15 protein-coding genes are annotated in these 13,494 nt (G+C 65.1%); 4 read left to right on the plus strand and 11 right to left on the minus strand.

Features of this window, described 5'->3' with window-relative positions:
* Nucleotides 1-30 precede the first annotated feature (30 nt).
* From AU194_RS19840 to AU194_RS19880, 10 genes are all read right to left on the minus strand, one after another.
* On the minus strand, nucleotides 31-675 hold the full coding sequence (locus AU194_RS19840; protein WP_157576274.1) for an HAD family phosphatase: 645 nt from the start codon (nucleotides 673-675) through the stop codon (nucleotides 31-33).
* Nucleotides 672-953, minus strand: a complete 282-nt coding sequence (locus tag AU194_RS19845; RefSeq protein ID WP_059090976.1) for a hypothetical protein — start codon at nucleotides 951-953, stop codon at nucleotides 672-674. Before AU194_RS19845 ends, AU194_RS19840 begins: the two co-directional genes overlap by 4 nt.
* Nucleotides 950-2,104, minus strand: a complete 1,155-nt coding sequence (locus tag AU194_RS19850) for an amidohydrolase family protein (RefSeq protein WP_059090977.1) — start codon at nucleotides 2,102-2,104, stop codon at nucleotides 950-952. The genes AU194_RS19845 and AU194_RS19850 overlap by 4 nt, the downstream gene beginning before the upstream one ends.
* A 75-nt stretch (nucleotides 2,105-2,179) precedes the next feature.
* Nucleotides 2,180-3,379: a beta-ketoacyl synthase N-terminal-like domain-containing protein gene (locus tag AU194_RS19855; protein WP_059090978.1), complete on the minus strand. Its 1,200-nt coding sequence runs from the start codon at nucleotides 3,377-3,379 to the stop codon at nucleotides 2,180-2,182.
* Complete coding sequence (locus AU194_RS31900) at nucleotides 3,376-3,792, minus strand: Zn-ribbon domain-containing OB-fold protein (RefSeq protein WP_157576277.1); 417 nt, start codon at nucleotides 3,790-3,792, stop codon at nucleotides 3,376-3,378. The genes AU194_RS19855 and AU194_RS31900 overlap by 4 nt, the downstream gene beginning before the upstream one ends.
* On the minus strand, nucleotides 3,789-4,241 hold the full coding sequence (locus AU194_RS19860) for a MaoC/PaaZ C-terminal domain-containing protein (protein WP_059090979.1): 453 nt from the start codon (nucleotides 4,239-4,241) through the stop codon (nucleotides 3,789-3,791). The genes AU194_RS31900 and AU194_RS19860 overlap by 4 nt, the downstream gene beginning before the upstream one ends.
* The gene (locus tag AU194_RS19865) at nucleotides 4,238-4,687 is read right to left on the minus strand and encodes a MaoC family dehydratase N-terminal domain-containing protein (protein ID WP_082698725.1); all 450 of its coding nucleotides are present in this window, start codon (nucleotides 4,685-4,687) and stop codon (nucleotides 4,238-4,240) included. The genes AU194_RS19860 and AU194_RS19865 overlap by 4 nt, the downstream gene beginning before the upstream one ends.
* Nucleotides 4,684-5,583, minus strand: coding sequence for an SDR family oxidoreductase (locus AU194_RS19870; protein ID WP_059090980.1), 900 nt, complete (start codon nucleotides 5,581-5,583; stop codon nucleotides 4,684-4,686). Before AU194_RS19870 ends, AU194_RS19865 begins: the two co-directional genes overlap by 4 nt.
* A 42-nt stretch (nucleotides 5,584-5,625) precedes the next feature.
* Complete coding sequence (locus tag AU194_RS19875; protein WP_059090981.1) at nucleotides 5,626-7,143, minus strand: class I adenylate-forming enzyme family protein; 1,518 nt, start codon at nucleotides 7,141-7,143, stop codon at nucleotides 5,626-5,628.
* Nucleotides 7,144-7,278: 135 nt separating this feature from the next.
* Complete coding sequence (locus AU194_RS19880; RefSeq protein WP_059090982.1) at nucleotides 7,279-8,499, minus strand: CaiB/BaiF CoA-transferase family protein; 1,221 nt, start codon at nucleotides 8,497-8,499, stop codon at nucleotides 7,279-7,281.
* Nucleotides 8,500-8,593: 94 nt separating this feature from the next.
* Here AU194_RS19880 and AU194_RS19885 point away from each other — a divergent pair, with 94 nt between their 5' ends.
* Nucleotides 8,594-9,436: a mycofactocin-coupled SDR family oxidoreductase gene (locus AU194_RS19885; protein ID WP_059090983.1), complete on the plus strand. Its 843-nt coding sequence runs from the start codon at nucleotides 8,594-8,596 to the stop codon at nucleotides 9,434-9,436.
* Here the strand turns inward: AU194_RS19885 and AU194_RS19890 are convergent.
* On the minus strand, nucleotides 9,426-10,091 hold the full coding sequence (locus AU194_RS19890; RefSeq protein WP_082698726.1) for a TetR-like C-terminal domain-containing protein: 666 nt from the start codon (nucleotides 10,089-10,091) through the stop codon (nucleotides 9,426-9,428). The two genes, AU194_RS19885 and AU194_RS19890, sit on opposite strands and share 11 nt — an antisense overlap.
* A gap of 209 nt (nucleotides 10,092-10,300) precedes the next feature.
* Here AU194_RS19890 and AU194_RS19895 point away from each other — a divergent pair, with 209 nt between their 5' ends.
* Genes AU194_RS19895 through AU194_RS19905 form a run of 3 tightly spaced genes read left to right on the plus strand, consistent with a single transcriptional unit; the run spans nucleotide 10,301 to nucleotide 13,444 of the window.
* The gene (locus AU194_RS19895) at nucleotides 10,301-11,083 is read left to right on the plus strand and encodes an SDR family oxidoreductase (RefSeq protein ID WP_059090985.1); all 783 of its coding nucleotides are present in this window, start codon (nucleotides 10,301-10,303) and stop codon (nucleotides 11,081-11,083) included.
* Nucleotides 11,080-11,970: a hypothetical protein gene (locus tag AU194_RS19900; protein WP_157576280.1), complete on the plus strand. Its 891-nt coding sequence runs from the start codon at nucleotides 11,080-11,082 to the stop codon at nucleotides 11,968-11,970. The genes AU194_RS19895 and AU194_RS19900 overlap by 4 nt, the downstream gene beginning before the upstream one ends.
* Nucleotides 11,971-12,025: 55 nt before the next feature.
* Nucleotides 12,026-13,444 carry an aldehyde dehydrogenase family protein gene (locus tag AU194_RS19905; protein ID WP_369804178.1) on the plus strand — a complete coding sequence of 473 codons (1,419 nt, stop codon included), beginning with the start codon at nucleotides 12,026-12,028 and terminating at the stop codon, nucleotides 13,442-13,444.
* Nucleotides 13,445-13,494: the final 50 nt, after the last annotated feature.

Consider the following 13,494-nt stretch of genomic DNA (forward strand, 5'->3'; position numbering starts at 1 on the left):
TCACTGACCGACCGGCCTGGTCGCTGACCGTCAGTCGAGCAGTCCGTGAATTGCACAGACGCGTCGGCACTCGCCCGCGTCGGTGAAGATCACCCCCACCAGACCAGCCGTCGTGGCGCCGAGGACGTTTTCTTTGGAGTCGTCGAAGTACAGCAGATCACTCACTGCACATCCCATGCGCTCGGCAGTCAGCACGAAGATCGCCGGATGGGGTTTGCGGATGCCTACCTCTGACGAATCGACGATCGCATGGAATCTGTCCACCGGCAAGACACCGCTGTTCCACCACGATTTCGCTTCTTTGGCATTGTTCGTCAGCAGACCAACCTTGACGCCCTTATCGGTCAGTTCGCCGATCAACGAGACCATCTCGGGCCGGACCCGTTGACCGGCAGCCAAGCATTTCGCTAGCCGACGAATGTCGACCGACACCCCGTGACGTTCCTCAACATCTCGGCACGCGAACTTCAAGAAGTCGCGCACCGTGCGATCACCGGTCTCCACCTGCGCGAAGACCGGGCCACGCAACTGTTCGACGAACGTGTCGGTGGGCACCCCGAGTTCGCTGGCGTATTGGCGACAGTCTTCGAATGGGTCGACGGTGAGGACGCCGCCCATGTCGAACACGACGGCGCAAACCGACTGGCTCTGGGAAATCGACGGCACCTCACTCACCGGGGTGCATTGGCTTGTGCAGCCTTGATTCGCTCCGCCGCCCGTATCAGTTCCTCGAGTCGCTTCCGCTCCGCATCGACGCCTGCGGCCTCAGTCGCAGGCGTGTTGGCGCCGTCGGCCAGCACTTCCTCGGCTTGGCGAATCCGTTCACGGGACGCCTTGATCTCCTCGACGAGACGTTCTGACGCCTCGACGACCGTGAGCAGGTCTTCGTCGTCCCAATCGGACGGCCCCAGCATCTCCTCCGGCGGGATGGGAGCCACGGGGTCCTGGCTCATTTCTCGACGCGGGGGAAGTTGAACACCTTGCGGGCGTTGAGTTCGACGATCTTGTGGACGTCCTCGTCGGGGATCTTCATGAAAACCTCCTCGGCGATCTTGCGACTGTTCGGCCAGTTGGAGTCCGAATGCGGATAGTCGCATTCCCACAGGATGTTGTCGATGCCGACCTCATCACGGTTGTGGAGGCCGTGCCGATCCTCGATGAAGCAGGAGTAGACGTGCTGGAAGTACAGCTCGGACGGCCGCCGCTCCTGATTGACGTTCTGGTAGAAGCGGTGCCGCTCCCACACATAGTCGGCGCGCTCGAGCATGTAGGGCACCCAACCGATGCCGCCCTCCGACAGCGCCACCTTCAGCTTCGGATGCCGGTGGAAGACCGGCGAGAAAAGCAGGTCCGTCAGGGCGGACATCGAGTTGGTACCGAACAGGGTGATGCTCACGGCCATCGGGCCCTCCGGCGAGGGCTTCGGGGATTGTCCCGACGTACCGAAGTGCATCGACAGCGGCAGGTCGTACTCTTCGGCGACCGAGAACAGCGGATCCCAGTGATCGGTGTGGATCGACGGCAGACCGAGTGGTGCCGGATTCTCCGGGAAGGCGATGGTCTTGGCGCCCTTGGCGAAGGTGCGGTGCACCTCGTCGACGCACAGTTGCACGTCCCACAGTGGCAGGACGACCAGCGGGATGTATCGGTGCGGCGCCGCGGCACACCATTCGTCGAGGATGAAGTCGTTGAACGCCCGCACACACGCGAGCGCAACGTCACGATCGGCGCCCTCAAGGAACACGGTGCCCGCGAAACGGGGGAAGGAGGGGAAGCAGAGAGCGGCTTCCACCCCGTCGAGGTCCATGTCGGCGAGCCGCTGCACCGGGTCGTAGCACCCCGGCAACATCTCGTCGAACCGCGACGGGTCGATGCCGTACTCCTCGGGCTTCTTGCCCGCGACGGCGTTCAGACCGATCTGAGGGTAGGTCTTGCCCTGGTACTCCCACACCTGGCTGGGCGCGCCGCCCTTGGCGCGCGGCACCTCCACGATGCGCGGGCCGAGCTCGGCGTACTTGGCCGGCAACCGATCGGCCCACACCCGGGGATGCTCGATCAGATGGTCGTCCACCGAAATCAACTGCATGTGATCCTGCAGCGGCATGGTCAACTCCTTCTAGATAACCTGGTTAGTCAATACCCTACCCGTTTCGTGGGCTTGGGAAAGGGTCCAATGGCGCTAGGCGGCCCGGCGCTCGAGGACGTGCACCGCGCACGCGCTGCCCAGGCCCAGGACATGGGCCAGCCCGACGCGAGCGCCGTCGATCTGGCGGTCACCGGCCTCACCCCGCAGATGCGTCACGACCTCGTAGATTCCCGCGATACCGGTGGCACCCAGAGGGTGTCCCTTCGACAACAGCCCGCCCGAGATGTTGACCGGTGTTCTGCCGCCGCGCCACGGCGCCCCAGAATCCAGGAAGTCCGCAGCGCCGCCGGGCTGGCAGAGTGCGAGGTTCTCGTAGTGCGCCAGTTCGGCGGTCGCAAAGCAGTCGTGCAACTCCACCATGTCGAGGTCGGCGGGCCCCAGCCCGGCGGCCTCGTATGCCTGATGAGCGGCGTTCCGGGTGATCGTGTCGACGTCCCAGCACGCCTCCGCTTGTTCGACCCAGGGGTCGCTGACGAGCACCGACGCGCTCACCTTGACCGCCCGTGCCCGGACGCCGGGGTCGAGCTTGTCCAACGCCGAATCGGTGGCCAACACGACCGCCGCTGCTCCATCTCCGGTAGGCGAGCACATCAGCGCGGTGTTCGGATACGCGATCACCTCGCCGCCGGCGATCTGCTCGAGGCTGAACTCCTTACGGTACTGCGCCAACGGGTTGAGCGTCGAGTTCAAATGGTTCTTCTGCGCCACCTTGTAGAAGTGCTCGACCGAGGCCTCGGAGTTGCGCGCGAGGTACGCGACACCCGCCTCGGCGAACACCGACGGCATCAGTGAGCTGCCCATCACGCCTTCGGGATCGACGACCGAACCGTCCCGACCGCGCGGGGTGAACTCCGAGCCGCGCGGTTCCTCGCCGGCTGCGAGCAGCCCGCGCTTGCCGAGCTGCTCGCAGCCGACCGCGAGCGCCAAGTCCGCCTCACCAGCACGCAGAGTGAGCAGGGCGGTGCGCATCGCGGTTGCGCCGGTGGCACACGCATTCGACACGTTGTAGACGGGCGCTCCCGTCTGGCCGATCTGGTGCATGATGCGCTGCCCCACCCCGGTGATAGCTTCAAAGACGTTCCCCACTGCGACCGTCTGCATCTGCCCAATGGTGGTTCCGCTGTCGGCCAGCGCAGCGCGCGCCGCGGCCGCGCCGAGATCGACGACGTCGGACTCGGGAAAGCGACCGAACTTCGTCATCGCTGCACCGACGATCCATACCGTTTCGGTCATGACTGCTGCACCTCGAACTCGTATCCGATGGCTTCCACGCCTCGACTGTCGGTCGCGACCCGGCGCGTTCGCAGCACTGCCCGACGCCCGATCGTGGCGACGACGTCATCGACCGCCCCGGAGAGATTGGTTCGCACATAACCGCCGCCGATCAACGCCACGACGCCGCTGACGAACGGCGTCGGAACGCCCTGGGGGCCGCGATGGACGACAGTTGCGGCCGTTACCACACCGCTGTCACCCAGATCTTCGCGCGCGCCGAAATCCGCTGCCCCGCAACGAGAACACGCCGATCGGCGAAGCAGATAGATGGCGCCGCATTCGGCGCACCGGAAGCCCGCAAGGTGGGGGTGGTCTCCGAGAACCAGGTACTCGGCGACAGGTACGACTTCAGATGTGACCGGAGCACTCACGGTGTGTTCCTTTCGACGTCTTCGGCCAGTTCGAGTTTGACCGTGGCGGTACCCGAAACAGCCATTCCGCCTCCGACGCGCGAGATCGACAGTTCGAGCTCAGCGGTGGTGCCGGCATCGGTTGACTGCACGGATGTGATCGCCCCACCGCACACCAAAATGTCACCGGGCCAGACCTGTTCGGCGAATCGCACGGCGATACGACGCACGCTTTCCGCGCCGAAGAGGTCGACACAATACGTTCCGAGGTACCCCGCTTGCAGCATCCCGACACTGAACACTCCGCGCATGCCTGCGGTCCTGGCGAATTCGGGATCGTGGTGGATGGGGTTGAAGTCGCCACTGGCACCCTGGTATCGGACGATATCGGTGTGTGTCTGCGGACCGAAGGTGCGGTCCGGTAGCCGCGTCCCAGCGACCGCGTCGTCGAATCTCAGGCGGGTCGTCACAACACCCCCCGCTCGATCACGGTTGCGCGGGCCTCCGCCGCGACCGTCGAATCGGGCCGCGTGAATCGGGTGAGTACAACGATGACCGTCATCGCGCCACCCCGACTGCTCCGCTTGTCCGTCACCGATTCGACCGATGTCTCGGCATGCAGGCTGTCGCCGGCGCGCAGCAGCGGTCCGACGAACGTGTACTCCTGACCTCCCTGCAGCACCCGTCCCAGGTCCAGGCCCAGGAGCGTGGCCAGGGGTGGGTCCTGCGGTTCCCAGTGCATGCTCGAGGCCAGGAAGGTCGGCGGCACAGGTGGATTGGGGCCATCGTAAATGGCGCCAGCTGCACCGGTCGCCGCAGCGAACTCGCGGATCTTGCCGCGTTCGATCGGCATGTCGTAGCTGAACAGCACTTTTCCGACGAGGCTCTGCGCCGGATGGGTGGTCGTGGTGCTCATTGCGCAGGCCGGTGCCCGGTCATGTCGGCATTAGGCGCCGCCTTGGCGAGCAGTGCGGGCATCTCCTCGTTGAGCCGGTCGATGGTCCAGCGTTCGTCGCTGCGAATCTCCGGACCGTAAGCCCATCCCTCGACCACGGCGATCGTACCGCCGATCGCGGCGAACACCCGACCGGTCACCTCACGGGCGGCGGGGCTCGCCAGCCACAGCACCACCGGTGAGACACCCTCGGGCGCAAGGTCTACCTTTTCGGCCATCTCGCGTGCGGCGGGAAGGTCGTCGGTCATCCTCGTCAGCGCCGTCGGGGCGACAGCGTTGACGGTGACACCGTAACGCTGTAGCTCCATCGCGGCGATCAAGGTGAATCCAACGACACCCGCTTTCGCCGCACCGTAGTTCGTCTGCCCCGGGCTGCCGAACAGGCCCGACGGCGAGGTGGTATTGATCACGCGAGCGTCGTTGGACTCGCCGTTCTTGGCGCGATTGCGCCAATACTCCGCGGCGTGCCTGGTCGGCCCGAAGGTGCCCTTGAGGTGGACGGCGATCACCGCGTCCCATTCGGCCTCGGACATCGACGTCAACATCCGGTCGCGGAGAATCCCTGCGTTGTTGATCAGGACGTCGAGTCCGCCGAAGGTATCGACCGCCTGGTGGATCAGCGATCTCGCGCCGTCCCACGTGCTGATGTCGTCGGTGTTGGCGACTGCCCGCCCACCCGCTGCGGTGATTTCATCGACCACCTGCTGGGCGGCTCCGGCGGACCCACCGCCACTACCGTCGCGGCTGCCGCCGAGATCGTTGACGACAACGGCAGCACCCGCCGATGCGAACGCCAGCGCGTGCGCCCGCCCGAGACCGTTTCCGGCCCCGGTCACGACGACAACGCGATCAGCCATATCCGACTGCACTGTCGAGCTCCTTTGATTGCGAGATTAGGGTTATTGTGTTGCAGACAAAGTCTTTTCGAAATCATCGCGCACCTGTTTGCGCAAGATCTTCATCGCTGAGTTGCGTGGGATCTCATCCGTCATCTGCACCCGGACCGGGACCTTGTATGCGGGCAGCTTCATTCGCGTCCACGCGATCAGGTCATCTTCCGAGACATCCCCGGCGGCAACCACGACGGCTACCGGCACCTCGCCGAGACGGTCGTCGGCCACGCCGAAGACCACCGCCTCGCGAACGCGCGGGTGTGATTCGAGGCAGTCTTCGAGCTCGGCGGGGAAGATTTTGAACCCGCCACGATTGATCACGTCGTCTGCGCGCCCATGGATCCACACGAAGCCGTCGTCGTCCACGCTGCCGAGATCGTTGGTCCGCACCCACTGACCGTCGCCGCCAGATGCCTGTGCGGAACGCACCTGCAGGATTCCGTGTTCCCCGGAGCCGAGCGGATCGCCGGTCACGGGATCGATTACCGAGACCTCGACGCCCGGATGGGTCCGACCGACGCTGCCGCGCTTGGTGTCCTTCCACTGATGCCAGTCTTTGAGTGACCAGCCTGTGATACCACCGGTGAATTCCGTAGCGCCGTAGCTCAACAGCACAGGGCAGCCGTAGGTCTGCTCGAACTCCGAGGCCAGGTCCGCGCCGGTCGGCGCCGCACCCGCCCAGACCGCCTTGAGGCTCTCGAGCTTGGCGGGTTCGATGGCGGCGTCGAGCACCATGCGCAGCGCAGCAGGCGGCAACGAGACCGATCGTGGTTTGAACTCCGCCACCGCATCGGCCCACGCGACCGGCTCGAACTTGTCCTGGAGAAGCGCACGCCCACCGCCGCTGAGCGCCGTGATGATCGCCCAGAGCCCGCTGATGTTGGTCGACGGCAAGGAGATGATCTGCACTCCACCGCCGCGTACACTGCCGGCCCGCGCACTGCCCGACATGTAATGCTCCTGTGCGCCGCGGAGAGCCTGTTCGATCTCGGTGTACCGCAGCGGGATTCGCTTCGGCGGTCCAGTGGTGCCGCTGGTCGGCATCAGGATGGCGACGCCCTCGTCGAGGTTGGCAGGCTCCAAGGACGGCGACGCCTCCACCACGACGTCCACAGCAGGAGTGTCGCCGGTGGTGACGTCCACACGAAGTCCCAGAACACCCGATTCCGCGACGGCGGCGCGAAGCGGTTCGCGCGCCCAGTCCTCCCCATCAGCCAGAACTGCCGCAGGCCGTACCGCCGTCACGTCGGACCCAACAGTTTCGTCGGGCATTACGGGATTCAGCACGACGAGGGGCCGTTCGGTGGCGAGCACCGCGGTCACCGCCGCGACGAGGCCTGGGCGATTGCGCATGAAGATGCCGACGGGGCTACCCCTGCGCACACCGTGATCGGTCAGCAGCGCGTCGATCGCCTGTGCGGCCTTCCCGAAGGCTTTCTGACTCCGCCACGCGCCGCGGTAGCACAACAAGGGTTCGTCTCCGTCAGCTTGCATCCGCTGCTGCATCGTCTCGATCAAGTTCATTCAGACACCCTCACCATGCAAGGCATCGCCGCTCGCATCTGGCTAATTTATATAACCAGGTTACATTAACAGGACGTGGGCACTCCCCGGAAGATCATGTGGGGAAGTGGTCGTATCCAGAAGTAACGGAAGCTCTCAGGTGATGGCGCCGTCGATCTTCATCTGCACGAGGTCATCCCAGCTGTAGCCGAGATCGAGCAAGACTTGATCGGTGTCGGCGCCGAGTTGGGGCGCCGGCGCGGGATCCGCCTGCGTGGCGTTGATCAGCACAGGTGGCCGGGCGACCGTGACCGTCGCGCGTTCGTCGATCGGCATGGCCGTGACGTAGTCGTTGGCAACCACCTGAGGGTCGGTGCGGGCCTCGCTCGGCGACTGGACGATCGCCCATACGCCGCGCTGACGACTGAGGAGCTCCCGCCACTCGGCTGCCGTACGCGCGGCGAAGATGCCGTCCAACTCTTCGATGCACGCCCTGCTGTTGTCGCGGCGGGCGGCCGAGTCGAGGAACCGCTCGTCGCTCGCCAGATCGGGGCGACCGATGACTTCCATCAGCGGCGCCCAGAAGCGGTCGGACTCCAGCATCACGAGGGCGACGAACCGCCCGTCCGACGTCCGGTAGGTGTTGCTGAGCGGATTGTGCGCCGAGGTGTGGTCACCCCGCGGCATGGCATCGATGTCGAACAGCGAGGAAGCGGCGATATGCGGCGCCGTGGCCCACACCGCCGCCCCGAGCAGGCTGACGTCGACCACCTGCGATGCACCGGTCCGTTCTCTGGCGAACAGGGCTGCCGCGACGCCACCGGCGGCATACATCCCCGATTGCAGGTCACCGAAGGCGGCGCCCGGCATCGGTGGCGGGTAGTCGGCACCTTCTGGTGTGCTGACGTACGCCACTCCCCCTCGTGACCAGTACGAGGCGAGATCGAATCCACCGGTATCGGCCTCGTCGCCGTTCGGCCCCAGCCCGCTGCCGCGCGCGTAGACCAGGCGCGGGTTGACCTTCTTCAGGTCGTCGACGTCCACCTTGAGCTTTTTACGGACGGGCGCAAGGTAATTGGTCAAGAAGACGTCTGCGGTCTCGACGAGTCGATACAGCGCCTCGCGTCCCGCGTCCATGGTGAGGTTGATCCCGACACTGGACTTGTTGCGACTGAAGGTCTGGAACATGAAGCTGACCGGTTGCTCGCCAGGCGGAGTCAGCGCCGCGCTGACTAGACCGCGCATCGGGTCACCATGCGACGGGTGTTCGATCTTGATGACCTGGGCACCCCAATCTGCCAGCGCAACGCCGCAGGATGGGATGAATCCCCAAGTCGCCAGCTCGACGACACGTATCCCGTCCAAGACACCGGGCATGCGGCTCTTCCCTTCATCCGACTGTGTGGGCACAATGGACTAACCACGTTAATGGAATCACGAGTAAGCATGTGCAGTCGACGAGAGGTGTGCAATGGCGCGGGTCGCAGGCAAGAAGGCGTTGGTATCGGGAGCTGCCCGCGGACAGGGGCGCGCGCATGCGATTCGTCTGGCGGAGGAGGGCGCCGACGTCGTCCTGATCGACATCTGCGCCGACATCCCTGGAGTGGGCTACCCGATGGCCACCCCTGAAGACCTCGAGGAAACGGTACGACTGGTCGAGAAGTTCGACCGCAAGGCGATTCCGGCGGTTGTCGACGTGCGGGACCGGCCCGCCCTGCAAGAAGCGGTGGCCGCGGCCGTCGATACCTTGGGCGGACTCGACGTGGTGGTGGCGAACGCCGGCATCTGTCCCATCGGCGCGGGGTACCCCGTGACTGCGTTCGCGGACGCCGTGGATGTGGACCTCATCGGCGTGCTCAACACGATTCACGTCGCATTGCCGTACGTTACGTCGGGTGGCTCCATCATCGCCACCGGATCCGTCGCGGCCATGCTGCCGAATGCCGTCAGCAATCCCGGCAACGGTCCGGGAGGTGCGGGTTACGGGTTGGCCAAGCAGTTCATCGCCGACTACGTCGTGGTGTTGGCACGTCAGCTCGCAGCGCAAGGAATCCGCGTCAACGCGGTACACCCCACCAATTGCAACACCGACATGCTGCACAGCGCGCCGATGTACAAGGCGTTCCGCAAGGATCTCGAGCTGCCGACCCGAGCCGACGTGGAACAGGCCTTCCCGCACATGCAGTCGATGCCCATCCCCTATGTGGAACCCGAGGACATCGCCAACGCAGTGGTCTATCTCGCCTCCGACGAGTCGCGTTATGTGACGGGTCTGCAGCTGCCGGTCGACGGTGGCGCGCTACTCAAGATCTAGGGTCAGTGACCCTGCCGTGCAGGATCTGCTGCACGAACGCCGTCAATTGACGAGCCACCGCGGCGTCCGTGGGTTCCACGGCGCCGAGCGGGGGCGACGCCAAGGCGCAAATCATGACGGCACCGCCGAGGGCCTCGATCACCGCCGATGGCGACACATCCGCATCGATGCGGCCGTCTCGACGCGCCTGTTCCAGGACCTCGACGGCCTTCGCGAGCTGTGGTTCGACGACGCGGTTCCGATACTGCTGGAGAATCGCCGGATGCTGCGGCCCGTCGACGTGCACCCGCAAATTGGCGTAGCCGTCGCCACCCGCGAAGTACCTGAATAGATCGTGCGCGAAGGCGATGAGTGCCTGTTCGGGGGGCTCGTCGGCAGCAAGCGTCGGAATGCTCTGGTCAGCCAAGGCGTCCAGAAGCAGTGCCTGCGCGTCGGTGTATCGCCGGTAGATTGCATCTTTGCTGACTCCGGCGGCCTTCGCCACGCCGTCGAAGTGAAATCCGGCCCAGCCGTCGCGCGCGTAGAGCGCCCGTGCGGCGCGTCTTAACCGATCGTCGATAGATGGATCGCGTCGTCGACCCGCGCCCGGTTTACGACTCGACCGGCGAGTGGTCGGAGTCGCGCTCACCGAGAGGGCCGTTACGTCGTCTGTCATCGACGTCCTTTCGTCCCTTCAAGTTTAGCCGGAACCGGCTATTTGCCGACGGCGCACGTCGGTATTAAGGTAGACGTGGGTCACAGTTCGACCCGGTGCGAAGGGAATTGCATGCTCGAGCGGCAGCCAGGACAGCGGCGGACGCGTGCCGCGCTCACACCCGCACGCTGAGTTCCGCAGGCGTACCAACAGAAAGAACACGATCAAGCATGAACAAGGTCATCGTGACCGGCGCCGGCTCGGGCATCGGTAGGGAGTTCACCCGGTTGTTCCTGGAAGACGGCTCGCATGTGCTGGCGGTGAGTCTTCTTCAGGACGAACTGGATCAGCTGCCCGTCGATTTCGCATTCGCAGCGACGCGGCTGCAGACGCTGCAGATGGATCTCGCCAAGCCCCACGCCGCGGCGGCGCTCCTGCAGTGGTGCCACGACAACGATTGCTTCCCCGACGTTTTGGTCAACAACGCCGGTTTCGCGTGCTTTGGTGACGCCGTCGATCTCTCCCCGCAGCGGGTGGCCGCCATGTTGGAGTTGAACATCGTCACCCTCACCATGACGTCCATGTTGTTCGGTCGTGAGATGAAGCAACGCAGGCGGGGCAAGATCCTAAACGTCGGCTCGACGGCGGGCATGGTGCCCTCGATGCGGTTCGCGTCGTACGGCGGCAGCAAGGCCTACGTCAATGCCTTCACATATGCGCTCGCGGCCGAACTCAAGCCGTTCGGCGTCACCGTCACCTGCCTGACACCAGGAGCGACTCAGACCAAGTTCGCCCAAACCGGCGGCATCGACGCGTTCGGCGGAAAGTCGATGTTGCACAGCATGTTCAAAAAGAACAAGGCCGGATCACCCGCGCAGGTGGCTCGTGCCGGTTATGACGCGCTGGCGGCGGGCAAGAACAACGCTTTAGTAGGTACCGGCTCGAAATTCGCCGTGCTCGCATCACGGCTCGTCGCCCAGCATCGCCTACCTCATCTGGTGAAGAATCCATGATGTCGACGCCGGCGGTGGGCACGCCGTCGCACTTACACCCGCGACGGCTGTCACGCGGAGTGTGGGTCGCCGCGCTCGCTGAGGTCATCGTCGCCATCGTGGTTGCGGCGATCCTCGTTTGGACAGCCCGACCGGGTCACTCGGCGGCCGGAATGCCCGGCATGCACTATCACCACTCTCCGCCGGTTACGTGGACTACAGCATTTCTCGCGTTGGCCGCGGTCGCTGTCACCGTTCTCGTCTGGCAATTGGTCACGCGAGCACGGGTGGCCGCCGCCATCGCCGCCATCAGCCTCGCTGCGGTCACCACGACACCCGAGGTGCGCACCATCGCGTTGCAGTCCCATCTCTGCGCGATGATCGTTCTCGAAGCGCTCCTCGTTGCCGTACCGCTTCTCGCGCTGGCGGCGCTGCCACCCCGCGCGACTCCGAAAAGCTCGGCCAAACAGACATTCTGGTCCGTCGTGGTGGTCATCGCCGTCGGCCTAAACTCGGCACTTCTGATGACGCTTCACCTGCCCGCCGTGCATGACCGCGGCGCATCACTGACCGCCTTGCCCGCGTCGGTCATCCCCCTCACGGCGGCAGTGGGCACCGCATACTGGGCCGCCATCCTCCTCACCGTGGGCCGCGCCCCTCATTCACTGCGCCGGGGCGCCTTGATCGTCGGTCAGGAGGTGGCTGCCGTCCTCGGCCTGGCGGCCCTCATCTGGCCACCGACGACCATGGGGGGCAGCGGTGTCCTCGGTCTGTCCTCGACGCTGGATCAGCGCCTGGGCGGGCTCGTCATGCTGATCACCTGCGCCGCTGTGGCGCTGCCCATGCTCAAACGTCTCGATGCGCAGACACCTTCGCAACAGCTGAGAACGGAACACGATGTCCACTGATGTAGCGAGTTCGAACGCACCCCTTGCGAACGACACCGCAACCGAACTGATGGCGATGCTCGACGCACAGCGCGCGGATTTCCTCAAAGAAGGACCACCGTCGGCCAATGTGCGCCGCAATCGGATCGACCGGTTGACCCTCATGCTCACCGAGCACGCCGACGAGTTCTCCGCGGCGCTCAACGCCGACTTCGGCAATCGGCCCCACGTGGTGAACCTGTTGTCCGACATCGTCGGATCACTGCCCGATCTCGCCGCGAACCGCCGCAACCTCGAGGTGTGGATGCGCCCGGACCGGCTCAGGTTGTCGGGACTCGCCGCGCTACCGACGGTCGTCGAGAAGAAACCCCTCGGCGTCGTGGGAATCATCGGACCGTGGAACTTCCCGATCAGTCTCGTGGTTCAACCCGCCGCGTCGGCATTTGCGGCGGGCAACCGCGTGATGATCAAGTTTTCCGAAGTCACGAGCCGCACGGCTGAAGTCTTCGCCGCTGCGGTCGAAAAGTATTTCGAGGCAACCGAGCTCACGGTCGTCACAGGAGGCGCCGACGTTGGCGCGGCGTTCAGCGCCCTGCCGTTCGACCATCTCTTCTTCACGGGCTCTCCCGGCGTCGGCGCACTGGTGGCCGCTGCGGCGGCCAAGAATCTCGTCCCCGTCACTCTGGAACTCGGAGGCAAGAACCCGGCCGTCATCGCGCCGGATGCCGACGTACCCGCGATGGCCCGTCGAGTGATGGCGGCGCGGCTGGCTAACGGCGGCCAGATATGCCTGTGCCCCGATTACGTGTTCGTTCCAAGGGCCAAGGTAGAGGCGTTCATCTCGAATGCGCTGGCGACGGCGCGAGAGCTGGCGTCGGGAAGTGGCGAGAACGGATTAACAAGCATCGTCGACGACAAGAACTTCCGCCGCGTCACAGGTCTGATTGCCGACGCCGTTGCGCATGGCGCCACCGCGCACGAGGTGGGCGTCCCCGCCGATGAAGCGGCCCGCCGTATCCCGCCGACCGTGCTGACCGGGGTTACCGACGCCATGCGCATTGCGAGCGAGGAGGTCTTCGGGCCCGTGCTTACGGTGTTGCCGTACAACTCCATCGACGAGGTCTGTGAGTACGTCGCCAGCCGACCGTCTCCGCTCGCCGCCTACTGGTACGGACCGAAGCAGTCCGGTCTCGACGAGTTTCGCCGGCGCACGCAGAGCGGTGGCATGACGGTCAACGACTTCGCGATGCACTGCGCCATGATGGCGGCACCCTTCGGCGGGGTAGGCCACAGCGGCTCAGGTGCGTACCACGGCAAGACCGGTTTCGACACTTTCAGCCACCGACGCACCATCACCACGAGCAAGCTACCGTTCAGCTTCGCGAGCATACTCACCCCGCCGTACTCGCCGATGCTCAAGAAGGGCCTCACGGCATACATCGGATGGGTGCGTCGAGCGGCCGCTCGACGCCTCGGTCGCCGAACCGGCAGTTGACACACCGTGGCCTGCTGCCTCTTGATCGCCGCACTGCTCACGCGAATGAA

It is taken from the genome of Mycobacterium sp. GA-2829 (assembly GCF_001499965.1).
In the GTDB taxonomy this organism is placed as follows: Bacteria; Actinomycetota; Actinomycetes; order Mycobacteriales; family Mycobacteriaceae; genus Mycobacterium.

Coding starts and splice junctions, on each gene's coding strand:
- AU194_RS19845 (WP_059090976.1), bottom strand. CDS start 953: ATGAGCCAGGACCCCGTGGCTCCCATCCCGCCGGAGGAGATGCTGGGG.
- AU194_RS19850 (WP_059090977.1), bottom strand. CDS start 2,104: ATGCCGCTGCAGGATCACATGCAGTTGATTTCGGTGGACGACCATCTG.
- AU194_RS19855 (WP_059090978.1), bottom strand. CDS start 3,379: ATGACCGAAACGGTATGGATCGTCGGTGCAGCGATGACGAAGTTCGGT.
- AU194_RS19865 (WP_082698725.1), bottom strand. CDS start 4,687: ATGAGCACCACGACCACCCATCCGGCGCAGAGCCTCGTCGGAAAAGTG.
- AU194_RS19870 (WP_059090980.1), bottom strand. CDS start 5,583: ATGGCTGATCGCGTTGTCGTCGTGACCGGGGCCGGAAACGGTCTCGGG.
- AU194_RS19875 (WP_059090981.1), bottom strand. CDS start 7,143: ATGAACTTGATCGAGACGATGCAGCAGCGGATGCAAGCTGACGGAGAC.
- AU194_RS19880 (WP_059090982.1), bottom strand. CDS start 8,499: ATGCCCGGTGTCTTGGACGGGATACGTGTCGTCGAGCTGGCGACTTGG.
- AU194_RS19885 (WP_059090983.1), top strand. CDS start 8,594: ATGGCGCGGGTCGCAGGCAAGAAGGCGTTGGTATCGGGAGCTGCCCGC.
- AU194_RS19890 (WP_082698726.1), bottom strand. CDS start 10,091: ATGACAGACGACGTAACGGCCCTCTCGGTGAGCGCGACTCCGACCACT.
- AU194_RS19895 (WP_059090985.1), top strand. CDS start 10,301: ATGAACAAGGTCATCGTGACCGGCGCCGGCTCGGGCATCGGTAGGGAG.
- AU194_RS19900 (WP_157576280.1), top strand. CDS start 11,080: ATGATGTCGACGCCGGCGGTGGGCACGCCGTCGCACTTACACCCGCGA.
- AU194_RS19905 (WP_369804178.1), top strand. CDS start 12,026: ATGCTCGACGCACAGCGCGCGGATTTCCTCAAAGAAGGACCACCGTCG.